The 14,335-nt window shown below is 70.3% G+C and carries 12 protein-coding genes; 3 read left to right on the top strand and 9 right to left on the bottom strand.

The annotated features are described in order from the left end of the window. Positions 1–85: 85 nt before the first annotated feature. Positions 86–808, bottom strand: a complete 723-nt coding sequence (locus tag ACT3S3_RS00390) for a TetR/AcrR family transcriptional regulator C-terminal domain-containing protein (protein ID WP_301442648.1) — start codon at positions 806–808, stop codon at positions 86–88. 54 nt (positions 809–862) lie between these two features. Here ACT3S3_RS00390 and ACT3S3_RS00385 point away from each other — a divergent pair, with 54 nt between their 5' ends. Continuing rightward, on the top strand, positions 863–2,314 hold the full coding sequence (locus ACT3S3_RS00385; RefSeq protein WP_444625996.1) for an FAD-dependent monooxygenase: 1,452 nt from the start codon (positions 863–865) through the stop codon (positions 2,312–2,314). A gap of 15 nt (positions 2,315–2,329) precedes the next feature. Here the strand turns inward: ACT3S3_RS00385 and glmM are convergent, their stop codons facing one another. From glmM to ACT3S3_RS00355, 6 genes are all read right to left on the bottom strand, one after another. Next, positions 2,330–3,676, bottom strand: a complete 1,347-nt coding sequence (glmM, locus tag ACT3S3_RS00380; RefSeq protein ID WP_444614973.1) for a phosphoglucosamine mutase — start codon at positions 3,674–3,676, stop codon at positions 2,330–2,332. 141 nt (positions 3,677–3,817) lie between these two features. Beyond that, the gene (gene rpsI, locus ACT3S3_RS00375; protein ID WP_441579155.1) at positions 3,818–4,360 is read right to left on the bottom strand and encodes a 30S ribosomal protein S9; all 543 of its coding nucleotides are present in this window, start codon (positions 4,358–4,360) and stop codon (positions 3,818–3,820) included. Continuing rightward, positions 4,357–4,800 carry a 50S ribosomal protein L13 gene (gene rplM, locus ACT3S3_RS00370; protein ID WP_301443776.1) on the bottom strand — a complete coding sequence of 148 codons (444 nt, stop codon included), beginning with the start codon at positions 4,798–4,800 and terminating at the stop codon, positions 4,357–4,359. The genes rpsI and rplM overlap by 4 nt, the downstream gene beginning before the upstream one ends. A 268-nt stretch (positions 4,801–5,068) precedes the next feature. Further along, entirely contained in the window at positions 5,069–5,350 is a 282-nt protein-coding gene (locus tag ACT3S3_RS00365; protein WP_444625994.1) for a WXG100 family type VII secretion target, read from the bottom strand. A 49-nt stretch (positions 5,351–5,399) separates the two neighbouring features. After that, complete coding sequence (locus tag ACT3S3_RS00360) at positions 5,400–5,684, bottom strand: WXG100 family type VII secretion target (RefSeq protein ID WP_301443778.1); 285 nt, start codon at positions 5,682–5,684, stop codon at positions 5,400–5,402. Between the two features lie 151 nt (positions 5,685–5,835). After that, positions 5,836–6,558: a FadR/GntR family transcriptional regulator gene (locus tag ACT3S3_RS00355; RefSeq protein ID WP_301443779.1), complete on the bottom strand. Its 723-nt coding sequence runs from the start codon at positions 6,556–6,558 to the stop codon at positions 5,836–5,838. 164 nt (positions 6,559–6,722) lie between these two features. Here ACT3S3_RS00355 and ACT3S3_RS00350 point away from each other — a divergent pair, with 164 nt between their 5' ends. Together ACT3S3_RS00350 and ACT3S3_RS00345 are read left to right on the top strand one after the other, a co-directional pair. Next, positions 6,723–8,429: an L-lactate permease gene (locus ACT3S3_RS00350; RefSeq protein WP_444625992.1), complete on the top strand. Its 1,707-nt coding sequence runs from the start codon at positions 6,723–6,725 to the stop codon at positions 8,427–8,429. Positions 8,430–8,513: 84 nt separating this feature from the next. Beyond that, positions 8,514–9,770, top strand: a complete 1,257-nt coding sequence (locus ACT3S3_RS00345) for an alpha-hydroxy acid oxidase (protein ID WP_441579154.1) — start codon at positions 8,514–8,516, stop codon at positions 9,768–9,770. On the opposite strand, the gene ACT3S3_RS00340 is transcribed toward ACT3S3_RS00345, so the two are convergent. Both ACT3S3_RS00340 and ACT3S3_RS00335 read right to left on the bottom strand, forming a co-directional pair. Then, positions 9,756–10,883, bottom strand: a complete 1,128-nt coding sequence (locus ACT3S3_RS00340; protein WP_441579153.1) for a type VII secretion-associated protein — start codon at positions 10,881–10,883, stop codon at positions 9,756–9,758. The genes ACT3S3_RS00345 and ACT3S3_RS00340 overlap by 15 nt on opposite strands. Next, complete coding sequence (locus ACT3S3_RS00335) at positions 10,880–14,188, bottom strand: FtsK/SpoIIIE domain-containing protein (protein ID WP_301443095.1); 3,309 nt, start codon at positions 14,186–14,188, stop codon at positions 10,880–10,882. Before ACT3S3_RS00335 ends, ACT3S3_RS00340 begins: the two co-directional genes overlap by 4 nt. Between the last annotated feature and the right edge of the window lie 147 nt (positions 14,189–14,335).

Below are 14,335 nucleotides of genomic sequence, written 5' to 3'. Positions count from 1 at the left end.
CTTGTCTACAACGTGACAAGAGAGACTCCCCGCCGGCCGGAAAGGTTCCCCGCCCCCTGAGGCACCGAACTACCGGGCCACCGAACTACCGGGACGCCGCGACGCCGCGCAGCAGCATCGACAACCCGAAGGAGAACTCCTCACGCAGGTCGGCGTCGAGGTGGGCGGCGACCCGGGCGGTGGCCGGGAAGCGTGCGTCGGGCGCCGCGCCGGACACAGAGCCGGACTCAGGGCCGGACTCTGAGCCGGACTCCCCCTGTGCCTCCGGCGGGGCGAAGGAGAGCTGGAGGGCGAAACCCACCGTGTAGTGCGCGACGGTGGTGTACGTCCTCGCCGCCACGGACGGGTCGAACCCCGCCTCCAGCAGCCGGGCCACGAACCGTTCCCGCAGCAGTGCGGAGTTCGGCCCGTGGGGAACGTCCGCGGCCAGCAGCGGGACGACACCGGGGTGGCCGGCGAGCGCGGTGAAGATCGCGTCCGCGCCCGCCGCCGAGGCTGCCTGCCAGTCGGCATCCTCAGGAGCGTCCCGCACCTGCGCCACGGCCTCCCCCAGGACGTGGTCGACGATCAGCGCGTCCAGCCCGGGGCGGCCGCCGAGGCGCCGGTAGAGCGTCGCCGTACTCGAACCGAGCCGGGAGGCGACGGTGCGGATGCTGTACTCCGGGCCGTCGGCGTCGTCGAGCAGTTCCAGGCCCGCGGCGACGATGCGGCCCGTCGGCACGGGCGGTCGTCCACGTCCGCCGGCGGGGGCCTCCACCTTCGCCCACCACCTGGGACTTCCCGGCGTCGGCGATGCGTCGGCGTCCATGTGCCCAACCTCCTCTTGACAGGATGCCGCAATACCGACAACACTGTGTTCATTATGACCGATCTCATCCTCATCGTAGGGGCCGGCCCCGTCGGCTCCGCACTCGCGCTCGACCTGACCCGCCGCGGCGTCCCCGTCCACATCGTCGACCGCGCCGACGGCCCCTTCCACGGCTCCCGCGCCAAAGGCGTCCAGCCACGCACCCTGGAGGTCCTCGAGGACCTCGGCGTGCTGGACGCCCTGCTCGCCGGCGCCTCCGCCTACCCCCGGCTCGGCATCCACCTCGGACCACTGACCATCCCGCGCACCATGATCGCCCACCAGCCCGTGACCGAGGACGTCCCGTACCCGGACACCGTGCTCTCACCCCAGTTCCACACCGACCGCGTCCTGCACGACGCCCTGCGCGCCGCGGGGGTCACCGTCGACTACGGCCGCCGCGTGGTCGGCGTCGAGCAGCACGACGACGGCGTGACCACCACCTTCGCCGACGGCGGCACCGTGCACAGCGCCTACGTGGTCGGCGCCGACGGCGGGTCCAGCACGGTGCGCAGGCAGGCCGGCATCGGCTTCACCGGCGACACCGACGAGGACGACCGCATGATCATCGCCGACGTCACGATCCCCGGCCTGCGGCGCAACCGCTGGCACGTGTGGCCCGGCCGCTCCGGACGCTTCCTCGGCGCCTGCCCGCTACCGGACGGCGAGCTCTTCCAGGTCATGCTCCGCCTGCCCGCCGCAACCCCCGTTTCGAACGACCCCGACGCCTTGCAGGCGACGGTGCGCGAGGCACTGGCGGCGAAGAAGCTCACCGTCGACGAGTTCTCCTGGGTCTCGCTGTTCCGCCCGAACATCCGTCTCGCCGAGCACTACCGCGCCGGACGCATCCTGCTCGCCGGCGACGCCGCCCACTGCCACACCCCCGCCGGCGGCCAGGGCCTCAACACCGGCGTGCAGGACGCCTACAACCTCGCCTGGAAACTCGACGAGGTCCTCCACGGTGCCCCGGCATCCCTGCTCGACACCTACGAGGAGGAGCGCCGGCCGGTCGCCGCCCGCGTGCTCAAGATCTCCACGGACCGCTACGACAGCTTCGAGAAGGACGCCCGGGCCGCGACGACCCGTGGCGACGAGGAACGCCAGCTCAAGCTCACCTACCGTGGCTCATCGCTGTGCCCCGAGGGCCCTGACGCCGCCACGGCCGGCGTCCTGCGCGCCGGCGACCGCCTCCCCGACGCTCGTGACGCCCACGGCAGACGGGTCTTCGACCTCACCGCCGGCCCCGGGTTCAGCGTCCTCGCCGTCGGGGTGGACGCGGAGACGCTGGAGCGCCACCGACAGGACGGCTGGCCCGCCGTCCACGAGGTGCCGGCCGGCACCTACGGTGCCCAGTCTCCGACCCTGCTGCTGGTGCGCCCGGACGGCTACATCGGTTACATCGGCACCGCCGACTCCCCCGCCGGCATCGACGACGCGCTACGCCGCATGCGGCGTCCCACCCCCTGACGGCGACGCCCGCGCCTACCCCTCGGCGACGACGACGCCGGCGAGGCGTCCTGCGACGCGTTTGGCCTCGGCGGACGTCGGGGCCTCGACCATCACGCGGTACACCTGCTCGGTGCCGCTGGGGCGCAGCAGCACCCGGCCGGTGTCGCCCAGCTCCGCCTCGGCCTCGGCGATCGCCTCACGCACGACCTCGGAGGTGTGGATGCGCTCCTTCTCCTCCACCGGGACGTTGACCAGGGTCTGGGGCAGCACCGTCATCACGTCCGCCAGCTCGCGCAGCGACTGGCCGGTGTCCGCCATGCGCGCCATGATGCGCAGGCCGGTGAGCGTCCCGTCGCCGGTGGTCGCGTGCGAGGGGATCACGATGTGGCCGGACTGCTCACCACCCAGCGAGAAGTCGTTGGCGTTGAGGTCGGCCAGCACGTAGCGGTCGCCGACCTTGGTACGCCGCAAGGTGATGCCGTGCTCCTTCATCGCCAGGGTCAGGCCCAGGTTCGACATCACCGTGGCCACCAGCGTGTTCCTGCGCAGCTCACCGGACTCCTTCATCGCCACCGCCAGGATCGCCATGATCTGGTCGCCGTCGATGACGTTGCCCTGCGAGTCCACCGCCAGGCAGCGGTCGGCGTCCCCGTCGTGCGAGAGGCCCAGGTCCGCCTGGTGCTCCAGCACAGCCTTCTGGATGACCTCGATGTGGGTCGAACCGCAGTTGTCGTTGATGTTGAAGGAGTTCGGCGAGTTGTGGATCGCCACGACCTCGGCACCGGCGGCCTCGTAGGCCATCGGCGCGGCGAGACTCGCGGCACCGTTGGCGCAGTCCACGACCACGCGGATGCCGTCCAGTGCGCGCGGGGCGGCGTCCTGCAGGTGGAAGAGGTAGCGCTCCAGCGCGTCACCGGACTCCTCGATGACCCGGCCGATCGCCGCGCCGGTGGGGCCGGACTCCTCGAGCTCCAGCGTGGCGCCCTCGATCTCGTCCTCCACCGCGTCGTCGAGCTTGCGCCCGCCGCCGGCGAAGAACTTGATGCCGTTGTCGGGCATCGGGTTGTGCGACGCCGAGATCACCACACCCATGTCCGCGCCGTAGTCGTCGGTGAGGAACGCCACCGCCGGCGTGGGCAGCACGCCCACGTCCAGCACGTCCACCCCCTGCGACGCCATGCCCGCCGACAACGCCGCCGACAGCATCTCGCCGGAGACCCGCGGATCCCGTCCGATCACCGCGGTGGGACGCCGCTGCGACGTCTGCCCGGTCGTCGTCAGCACCCGCGCCGCGGCCGCGCCCAACCGCAGTGCCAGTGGTGCCGTCAGAGACCTGTTGGCGAGGCCCCGAACCCCGTCCGTACCGAAAAGTCTGCTCATGGGGTGCCAGTCTAGACGCTGGCACCGCCACATCCCCTACCGACAGGCGACGCCGCCCCACCCCACACGGTGTGTGGGACGGGGCGGCGTCGGATCATGCAGCGGGACGCTGCACGAGGATCGAGCGAAGACTCCGGGGAATCAGCGCTTCGAGTACTGCGGTGCGCGACGGGCCTTGTGCAGACCGGCCTTCTTGCGCTCCACGGCACGGGCGTCACGGGTGAGGAAGCCGGCCTTCTTGAGCTCGGCCCGCTCCTCCGGGTTGTACTTGTTCAGCGCGCGGGAGATGGCGAGACGCATCGCACCGGCCTGACCGGACGGGCCACCGCCCTTGAGGTTGACCTGGAAGTCGAACTGGTTCTCGCGCTCGAGCAGGACGAGCGGAGCCTTGATCAGCTGCTGGTGCAGCTTGTTCGGGAAGTAGTCCTCCAGGGTGCGACCGTTGCAGGTGAACTGGCCGGAGCCCTGCACCATGCGGATACGGACGACGGCCTCCTTGCGGCGACCGACGGTCTGGATCGGGCCGTCGAAGACGGTGGGGGCGACGACGTCGTCGCCCTCGTCCTCGGAGACCTCGGAGATGGAGTCACCGATGCTGGCGACGAACTCCTCGTTGACGGCGTCAGTGGCGGCGAAGACCTCTTCGTCCACGGACTCGGCCTCGTAGTTCTCGTTGTCGGTCACTGTTCCACCTTCTTGATCTCGTAGGACTCGGGCTGCTGAGCCGCGAAGGGGTGCTCGGCGCCGGCGAAGACGCGGAGCTTCTTGGCGGACTCGCGGTTGAGCCGGTTGTGCGGCATCATGCCGACGATGGCGTCAGCGATGACGCGCTCCGGGTGCAGCTCCATGGAGCGACCCAGGGACATGGTCTTGAGGCCGCCCGGGTAACCGGAGTGACGGTAACGGAACTCGCGGTCCCGCTTGTTGGACGAGATGTGAACCTTGTCCGCGTTGATGATGATGACGTTGTCACCACAGTCGACGTTGGGTGCGTAGATTGCCTTGCCCTTGCCGCGCAGCAGGGAAGCTGCGTGGGTGGCGAGACGACCCAGGACCACGTCTTCGGCGTCGATGACGTACCACTTACGGGTCAGGTCACCGCTCTTCGGGTGGAAAGTAGTCATTTACGACTCCTTGGTCTTCATGGAACTGCCAGCCGGGAGACCCCTCGCCCCGGGCCTTACCCGGGAAGGGTGGTGCCCGCAGCGGCCGGTGGGGACCTGCGGGCCGACCACCGGTGTGCCGTGAAAACGCAGCACGGGTGGTCGCAACCCGACTGAGGTTACCGGACGGGCGCGGCACATCCAAAAGGGACCGCAAACATGAGGCCACCACCGTCACGGGTGTGACGGTGGCGGCCGGGTACCGGGGTTGTGCCGGAAGCCTACGGGGTCAGGCCCAGCTGTTGGCGGCGCTGTTGTTGATCTGGCTCATCCTGGAACCGGCGTTGTCCACCGCGCGGGCGATGGTCTGCAGCACCTGGTTGAGCTCCTCCGCCGCGGCGTCCCACCGCTTCTGCGCAGCCTGATATGCCGTGGCGGACTCTCCCTCCCACTCGGCGACCATGGGGACGATGTCGCCCTTGAGCTGGTCGAGCATGCCGTTGATGTTGCGGTTGGTGGCGTGGACGTCGGCGGACGTCTGGGCGATGCTTGCGAAGTCGTACTGGATCACGGTCCTGCTCCTTGGCGTGTGTGGTGCGTGGTGGATGGTGGCTGGGACGTCAGCGGAAGGCGACGATGTTGTCGTCCTCGACCTGCTGGAAGGCCCGCGCATTGCCGCGGATGTTCTCCGAGATGCCGTCCAGCGACAGCCGCAGCTCCCGGGCGGAGTCGTTCCACCGGGCCATGAGCTGCATGAAGGCGGCCTGCGCCTCGCCCTTCCACACCCCCGCGACACCGTCGACCGTGCCCTGCAGGCGCGTGAGCTCCGCCTGCACCTGACCGTTGACGGTGTCGACCTTGCCTGCCGTGGACTGCATGACCTCGGTGGTCGTTCTGAAACTCATTGGGTCCCTCCCCTTTGTGTCGAGTGCTCTGATCGGTGCCCTCCTGCAGCCCTTGCACGGGCCGCACGGAAGGGACGTCACCGTAGAGAGACTCACCTGGCGCCCGAAAGGTTCCCCTGTCCCCGACCCCCGTCGCGACGCCGCGCGGGACCTACTCCAGCAGCGTGCGGTAGGCCGTCGAGATGTGCTCGGCCACCAGCTCCCCGGCCCCGTCCACGTCTCCGGCCTCGACCGCGGCGAGGATGCCCTTGTGCTGGGTCCGCAGCGTGCCCGCCACGGTCTCCCAGTCGCCCTGCCCGCGGAAGCCACGCAGGATCGGTGCGCGCAGCGACTCGCGGATCGCCTGGGTCATGTCGGCGAAGAGCCGGTTGCCCGCCCCGTGGGCGAGGGCGACGTGGAAGCGGGTGTCGGCGTCGTTGAACTCCTCGCGGCTCACCCCGGGCCGGTCCATCTCCGCCACGGCGGCGCGCATGCCCGCCAGGGCGTCCTCGTCCTGCTCGGCGGCGGAGAGCCGCGCGCTCTCGACCTCCAGGATCGTGCGGGTCTGGACCACCTCCTCGAGACCGAAGTTGGACAGCGCCACGTGCAGGCGCAGGAAGCGTGACAGCGCCTCGGACGGCATCGCGGCGATGAACGTCCCGGCCTTGTGCCCGGAGCCCACGTTCGACTCCAGCACCCCCTGCCCCTCCAGGACCCGGATGGCCTCGCGCACGGCGGCCCTGCTGACCTGCAGTTGTTCGGACAGGGTGCGTTCAGCAGGAAGCAGGTCGCCGACGTGCAGGGTGCCGGAGAGAATCTCGTTCTCGATGGCGTCGACGACCATCTGGTGGGTCCTGATGCGAGGGACCGGTGCCCAGGCGGGTTCGTCAGTCATGACCATTTTTTACCACGCCACACCAACCCGGGGGGCGTGAAGGAAGAAGTCTTGACTCCAAAACTGGATGTGCCCTAGGCTGTGGTCGGACCACTGATGTGGTCTGAGTCACCGGACCGTAGGGTGGCGCCACCGTCACACCCCAGACACACTTCGAGGACCCCATGAGCTCCACGTACCTACCCGACCTCGCGCCGGTCGCGGACAACCTCTTCCTCTCGTCACTCGTGGCCCTACTGCCACTGGCGACCGTCTTCGTCACCCTCGGCGTGCTGCGCTGGCGTGCCCACTGGGCCGGGCTCAGCGCCCTGGCCGTGTCCCTGGTCATCGCCGTCGCCGTGTACGGCATGCCCGTGCACCTGGCCGGGCTCTCGGCCACCCAGGGTGCGGTCTTCGGCCTGTTCCCAATCATGTGGATCGTGGTCGCGGCGATCTGGTTCTACGAACTCACCGTGCGTTCCGGACGCTTCCTCGACCTGCGCGCGGTGATCGACCGCATCTCCGACGACCCGCGTGTGCAGGCCATCCTCATCGCGTTCTGCTTCGGCGGCATGCTCGAGGCCCTCGCCGGTTTCGGCGCCCCGCTGGCGATCACCGGCGTGATGCTGCTCGCCGTCGGCTTCGCACGCATGCGTGCGGCCGTCGCCGTGCTCATCGCCAACACCGCCCCGGTGGCCTTCGGCGCGATCGCCACCCCGATCATCACCGCCGGCGCGCTGACCGGCATCGACTACGAGCACATCGGTGCCATCGTCGGACGCCAGACCCCGTTCATCGCCGTGTTCGTCCCCCTGTTCCTCTGCCTGCTGGTGGACGGGAAGAAGGGACTGAAGCAGTGCTGGCCGATCGCCCTGGTCATCGGCGCGGTCTTCGCGGTGGTCCAGTTCATCTCCTCCAACTACATCTCCGTGGAGCTCACCGACATCATCTCCGCGCTCGCCGGCCTCGCCGTCGCCGTGGTCATGCTGCAGTTCTGGCGCCCGGCGGGCACCGCCGAGGCGCGGGAGCGGCTGCTCACCGAACGTCGTGAGGAGGAGGAGAACGGCGAGGTGCAGGACGTCACGAGCACCGACAACGCCCACGCCGCGGCCGCCGGCGGCGCCGAGGTGGTCACCCGCGAACTGACGACCTCGCGCATCCTGATGGCACTGTTCCCCTACCTGCTGGTCATCGTGATCTTCTCGGTGGCCAAGCTGTGGGACCCGGTCGTCGACTTCCTGGCCTCCACCGACGTGTCGATCCCGTGGCCGGGCCTGGACGGCAACGTGCTCACCGCCGACGGCTCGGTCTCCTCCTCCACCGTCTACGGCTTCCCGTGGCTGTCCTCACCGGGCACCCTGCTGATGATCACCGGCGTGATCGTGGCCGCGGTGTACCGGGTCTCCCCGAAGGTCGCCGTGCAGGCGTACTGGGAGAACCTGGTGAAGATGCGGTTCTCGATCCTCACCGTCGCCGCCGTCCTGTCACTGGCGTACGTGATGAACCAGTCCGGCCAGACGATCACCATCGGCCACTGGATCGCCGGTGCCGGCGCCGCCTTCGCCTTCTTCGCGCCCTTCCTGGGCTGGCTGGGCACCGCAGTCACCGGATCGGACACCAGCGCCAACGCCCTGTTCGCCACCCTGCAGCAGACCGCGGCGAACCAGGCCGGCCTGGACCCGGCACTGATGGTGGCGTCCAACACCTCCGGCGGTGTCGTGGCCAAGCTCGTCAGCCCGCAGAACCTGACGATCGTCGCCACCGCGGTGGGCCTGGCCGGCCGCGAGTCGGAGATCCTGCGCAAGGTCATGTGGTGGAGCATCGGCATGCTCGCGGCCATCTGCCTGATCAACGGACTGCAGGCCACCGTCCTGGATTGGATGATCCCGTAGCGAGTACGCTCGAAAACGGACCCTGTGGTCCGACCTCATAGGACCCATAACAAACCACACACACCCATCACGAAGGAGAACACCATGGTCAAGCGCCAACTCCCCCACCCCGCCGAGATCCTCGAACTCATGCAGTTCAAGAAGCCCGAGCTCAACGCGAAGAAGCGTCGCCTGGACTCCGCCCTCACCATCTACGACCTGCGCAAGATCGCCAAGCGGCGCACCCCGGCCTCCGCCTTCGACTACACCGACGGTGCCGCCGAGGAGGAGATCTCCATCGCACGCGCCCGCCAGGCCTTCGAGGACGTCGAGTTCCACCCGTCCATCCTCAAGGACGCCTCGCAGATCGACACCACCGCCAGCATCCACGGCGGCACCTCCGCCCTGCCCTTCGGTATCGCACCCACCGGCTTCACCCGCCTGATGCAGACCGAGGGCGAGGTCGCCGGCGCCGGCGCCGCGGCCGCCGCCGGCATCCCCTTCAGCCTCTCCACCCTGGGCACCACCTCCATCGAGGACGTCAAGGCCACCAACCCGCACGGCCGCAACTGGTTCCAGCTCTACGTGATGAAGGACCGCGACATCTCCTACGGGCTCGTCGAGCGCGCCGCCAAGGCCGGCTTCGACACCCTGTTCTTCACCGTCGACACCCCGGTCGCCGGCAACCGCATGCGCGACACCCGCCACGGCTTCTCCATCCCGCCGCAGCTCACCGCCAAGACGGTGCTCGACGCCATCCCGCGCCCCTGGTGGTGGATCGACTTCCTGACCACCCCGCCGCTGGAGTTCGCCTCCCTGACCTCCACCGGCGGCACCGTCGGCGAGATGCTCGACTCCGCGATGGACCCCACCATCAACTACAAGGACCTCGAGATCATCCGCGAGATGTGGCCCGGCAAGATCTCCGTCAAGGGCGTGCAGAACGTGGAGGACGCCAAGACCCTCGCCGACCTCGGCGTCGACTCCGTGGTGCTGTCCAACCACGGCGGACGCCAGCTCGACCGCGCACCCGTACCCTTCCAGCTGCTGCCCGAGGTCGTCCGCGAGGTCGGCGGCGACATGGAGATCCTCGTCGACACCGGCATCATGAACGGTGCCGACATCGTGGCCGCCATGGCCCTCGGCGCCGACTTCACCCTCGTCGGCCGCGCCTACCTCTACGGCCTGATGGCCGGCGGACGCGAGGGCGTGGACCGCACGATCAGCATCCTGCGCTCCCAGATCGAGCGCACCATGAAGCTGCTGCAGGTCACCAGCCTCGAGGAGCTCGGCCCGCAGCACGTCACCCAGCTGTCGCGCTTCAACCGGATCGACCCGTCGCTCAGCTCACTCGGCAAGTAGCACCCGGGCGGTCGCGCCGAACCGGTCGCACACCGCCTGCCGGTCCTCGGTGAGGTCACGGTACTGGCAGCCGACGGACACCTGGTGACCGTCGACCAGCCGGACGCGCCACGACGTCGTCGAGTCCGGGAAGTGCTCCTCGTAGGACACCGGCGACCGGTTCGTCACCACCACGTCGTCGGCGCCGTCGAGGGCGCGCAGCATCGCGGTGTCCAGCTCCCCCTGCGTCCCGATGGGCGTCGGCGTCGCGGCGAGGAGCACCCGCATCCCGGCGTCCCCCGAGGTCCAGATGTCGCGCTCGGCGGTGCTCTCGGTGACCTCCCAGCCGGGGACGTCCACCGTCACCTGCGGTGCGTCCGGGTGGTCGGCGTACTCCATCTCACCACCGGAGCTCATCTCCCGCCACGCCTCCGCCTCCGGCTCCTCCACTGTGCCGGACGCATCGGACGCCCCGGACGCCTCAGGCGGTGCGGCGTCCGGCGTCTGTGTTGCGGCCTGGGCCGTCTCCGCCGGGTCCGCGACGTCGGCCGCGCCGCCGCCCACGACACCGGTAGATACCAGCGCGATTGTGGTCACGGCGGCCACTGCGGTCGCCCCCACCGCCGACAACACGAGCCCCCGACGCCGCGGGACGTCCTGCACCGGTTCCGGCTCCGGCGGGGCGGGGTCCTCGAGTTCGGCGCGCGCCGCCGCCAGGTCACCGGCCAGGCGCAGGGCCGGGCCCACGTCCACCGTGCGGGCACGCAGCCCGCTGATCCGCAGGTACGCCGCCGTGGCCTCCTTGTCCGGCCCGACGACCAGCACGTCCGACACCTGCGCACCGATCCCCCAGGGGAAGACCGTGCGCGGCACCACCGGGTTGGCGCTGGTGAGTTCCGGGTCCACCGCCCGGGCCTCCAGCACCTCCTCCACCAGCTCACGGACAGACTCCAACCGCCGCAGTGGTACACCCGAGCCACGGAACACCGGGCTCGCGTCCCCTGTGTCCGCTGTGTCCTCTATATCTTCGCCACGGACCTCCAGCCCGCTGAGGAGGTCCGTCACGCACAGACCGTTGACCAGCACCCCGGACTCCGTGAGCGCCACCGCGTCGGCCACCATCGTCGTGCTCATACCCGCACCCCCGCCTTCTCCGTGTCTGCGTTCTCCGTGTCCACCGTCGCGACCTGCACGTCCTCCGCGACGTCCTGCACCAGCACGCCGCGTCCCGGCGACCGGGACGTGAGCACCTGCCCGGCGACCGGGCCGTCCTCCCGCGGTGCCGAGAGCACCAGCCAACCGGTCAGGTCACGGATCCCCTGCATCAACGGGGTGTAGGCGCTGCGGCCCATCATCGCGCTGCGTCGGGCCGTGACCAGGTGCAGGCCGATGTCCGCGGCGTGCGGCAGCAACGGCACCAGCAGGTCCACCGCCGCGGCCAGGTCGGCCGACTGGTCGAGGTCGTCGACCACGATCACCCGCCGCGTCCCGCTCCACCAGCTACGGTCACGCAACTGTGCGGCGGTGAGCTCGGCGTCCTCCCCCGGCACCCGTGCTTTCAGCTCCTCGACCCAGCCGGTCAGCGCACGCAGGAACCCCGCGGCCGGACGGTACCCCGGCACGCCGAGCAGCCCACGGCGCACGTCCGTGGCCAGCACCTCCACACCCTCCCGGCGCGAGGACGCCCAGGCGACGGTGCGCAGCGCGGTCGTGGCCCCGGCGCGCGCCTGCCCCACCACCGTGAGGTGCGGGAACGCCTCCGGATCCCAGTGGACCGTGGACAGGGTCCGCCCGCCCATGCCGAGGGCCACCAGGTCACCGGAGACCTCCTCCAGCTCATCGACGCAGACCTGCGAGGGCAGGACGCGCAGGGTGCGGTCCTGTTCCCCACGCGCCACGCTGACCTTGCGCGCGTGCTCCACGTCCTGGGCGTCGGAGTAGGCGACCTGCAGGTGCTTGCCACCCGGGGAGACCCCGCGTCCCGGGTGGTCGGGCAGGGTGCGTTGGGCGTCGCGGAACTGCGACTCGGCGGGTGTCAGGCGCAGCTCCACCGCACCGGTGAGCAGGTCACGCAGGGCGGGACGGAACGTCCAGCGCAGGGAGGTGACCACCACGTGCACCCCGCGCTGCATCCCGCCGGCGACCAGCGACGCCAGGCGCCGGTCGTCGTCGCCGGAGGGGTCGAGGGCTTCGAGACCGTCGACGACCAGCACGCGGTGCGTTGCACCACCCGTAGCGTCCTGCCCGAGCTCGTCGAGGACCCGGCCCAGCAGGTCCACCCCCACCACCGCGGCGACCTGCGGTAGGCGCGCCAGGTCGCGCAGCCCGCCACCGGGGTCCACCACGTACACCGCCACGCCCGGGGAGCTCAACGCCAGGCCCAGCACCAGCGACCGCACCAGCGTCGTCTTGCCGGTGCCGGGCTGGCCGACCACCGCCCAGTGGCGTCGGCGCAGGTCCAGCACGCACGGACGCTGCACCCCGTCGAAGGGCAGGTCCTCCAGGCCCAGGTGAACGGTGAGCGCGTCGGCACGGGTGTCCCCTGCACCCATCACGGCACTGGCCGGCAGCAGCTCCGGCAGGGGCTCCAACCAGATCGGGTTACGGTTCGGCCCCGCCAACCGGTCGACGACCAGCTCCATCGTGGTTCCCGCCGCCTCCGGCTCCACGCCCAGCTCGCGCACCAGCCGGGAGTCCAGCGGCACCTCGGGGCCGGAGACGTACGCCGACTGGAAACGCACCTGGCCGGTGGACCCCAGGCCCGCCGAACTCAGGATCGCCGCACCAGGGGCCGAGGGCAGTTCATAGGCCGCCGTGGACCCGATGAGCTGGCGTGACTCCGAGGCGGAGAACGTACGTAGGGCGATACGGTACGACAGGTGCGACTCCAGGCCGCGCAGCCGGCCCTCCTCCAGCCGCTGGCTGGCGAGCAGCAGGTGGATCTGCAGGCTGCGGCCGAGACGTCCGATCGCGGCGAAGACCTCGGCGAACTCCGGGCGGGCGTGCAGCAGCTCGGAGAACTCGTCGACGATGATGAACAACGCCGGCATCTCCCCGGGATGGACCTGGTTGTACTGCGCGGCCGTCGCCATGCCCGCGGCGTGCCGTTTCTCCTGCCGACGGTGCAGCTCGCCGAGTAGAGAGTCCTGCATCCGGTCGACCAGCACCGCCTCGTCGGAGAGGTTCGTGATCACCGCCGAGGTATGCGGCAGCCGCTCCATGCCGGCGAAGGCAGCACCACCCTTGAAGTCCACCAGCACGAAGTTCAGTTCCTCCGGGGAGTGCCGGTGGGCGAAGCTGGTGACCACGGAACGCAGGAACTCGGATTTTCCGCTGCCGGTGGCCCCGATGCACAGCCCGTGCGGACCGATGCCGCCCTTCGCCGCCTCCCGGATGTCCAGGTGCACCGGAGCCGGGGAGAACCCGACCGCCGCGCGCAGTCCGCCGCCCGGCACGTCCAGCACCGAGCGGGACGCCCGGGAGGAGGTCCGCGACCGGCACAGGGCGGCGAGTTCCACGTCGCTGAGCTCGTCGGCGGTGGCGAAGGGACGCCACCCGTCGACCGTCCACGCCGCCAGGACGCCGTCCTGCGCGTGGAGCAGCAGCCCGCCGTCCGCGGCGGCGTCCTGCCACCCGGCCGCCACCGACGCCGGGTCGGCGAGCACCGTGACCGAGCCCGCCCCCGACGTCACCGCAGGTGGCGCAGCATCCCGACCCACGTGGCGGAAGCGCACGTGCAAGGTGCCGTCCTCCGCGGACAGCCACCTGTCGTGCGGTCCGGAGACCCGCACCGCCGGGTCGTCCTGCATCACCGCCTGCCCCTGCATCGCGTTGACCAGCCCGCCCGCGCCGTCGCCGGTGACCACCACGCAGTCGAACTCGCGCAGGTCCACCGCCACCGGCGCCTCGATGGTGGCGTAGGTGCGCGCCAGGTCGCGCAACGTGGTCGCGCACACCGGTTCCAGGTCCTCCGGCGGGGCGTCGACCGGGATCTCCAGCGGGTCGTCCGGCGCCTGCACCGCCGTGCCGATACGCACCACCCCGGGCTCGGCACGCTGGGCCGTGCCCTCGGATTCTGCCGTGCCGGGAGTACCGTCCTCCGTCACGCGCGTCCACAGCGCGCGCGGGTCCGGGTGCGTGACCGCCATGCGCGCCCACTGCTCCCGGCGCGCCCGGTGCAACGAGTCCGACAGGGCGTCCAGGTGCCGGTGGAAACCCCGGCGGACCTCGTCGACGTCCTGCCCGCCCGGGCTGATCATCATCGCCAGGCTGCTGAGCATCATTAAGGGAAAAATGAAGGACATGGGCGAGCGGCCCATCCCCGAGAGCACCATCGCGGCGACCATGCCCACCACCGCGACGACCATCACCACGGGCATGAGGATCCGGACGAACGGCTGCTTGCTCTTCGGCAACGTCGGTGGTGCCTGCGACTTCATCTGCGAAAATCCCCTCGCGTCCCCCTGCCACGCCCCCTGCGCGACAGCTGTCGGAACATCACTGTACACTCTCGAAGCATCCGACCGTGGCCGTCGGGGACACGTCAGGGGGACGTGACCGGCCGCGGGACTCAGGAAAGTACAGAA

The sequence above is a fragment of the Corynebacterium sp. AOP40-4SA-5 genome (assembly GCF_052377355.1).
Taxonomy (GTDB): domain Bacteria; phylum Actinomycetota; class Actinomycetes; order Mycobacteriales; family Mycobacteriaceae; genus Corynebacterium.
This window is presented reverse-complemented; position numbering and strand designations above follow the sequence as displayed.

Coding starts and splice junctions, on each gene's coding strand:
- ACT3S3_RS00340 (WP_441579153.1), bottom strand. CDS start 10,883: ATGAGCACGACGATGGTGGCCGACGCGGTGGCGCTCACGGAGTCCGGG.
- ACT3S3_RS00355 (WP_301443779.1), bottom strand. CDS start 6,558: ATGACTGACGAACCCGCCTGGGCACCGGTCCCTCGCATCAGGACCCAC.
- ACT3S3_RS00350 (WP_444625992.1), top strand. CDS start 6,723: ATGAGCTCCACGTACCTACCCGACCTCGCGCCGGTCGCGGACAACCTC.
- rplM (WP_301443776.1), bottom strand. CDS start 4,800: ATGACTACTTTCCACCCGAAGAGCGGTGACCTGACCCGTAAGTGGTAC.
- ACT3S3_RS00345 (WP_441579154.1), top strand. CDS start 8,514: ATGGTCAAGCGCCAACTCCCCCACCCCGCCGAGATCCTCGAACTCATG.
- ACT3S3_RS00335 (WP_301443095.1), bottom strand. CDS start 14,188: ATGAAGTCGCAGGCACCACCGACGTTGCCGAAGAGCAAGCAGCCGTTC.
- ACT3S3_RS00385 (WP_444625996.1), top strand. CDS start 863: ATGACCGATCTCATCCTCATCGTAGGGGCCGGCCCCGTCGGCTCCGCA.
- ACT3S3_RS00390 (WP_301442648.1), bottom strand. CDS start 808: ATGGACGCCGACGCATCGCCGACGCCGGGAAGTCCCAGGTGGTGGGCG.
- glmM (WP_444614973.1), bottom strand. CDS start 3,676: ATGAGCAGACTTTTCGGTACGGACGGGGTTCGGGGCCTCGCCAACAGG.
- ACT3S3_RS00360 (WP_301443778.1), bottom strand. CDS start 5,684: ATGAGTTTCAGAACGACCACCGAGGTCATGCAGTCCACGGCAGGCAAG.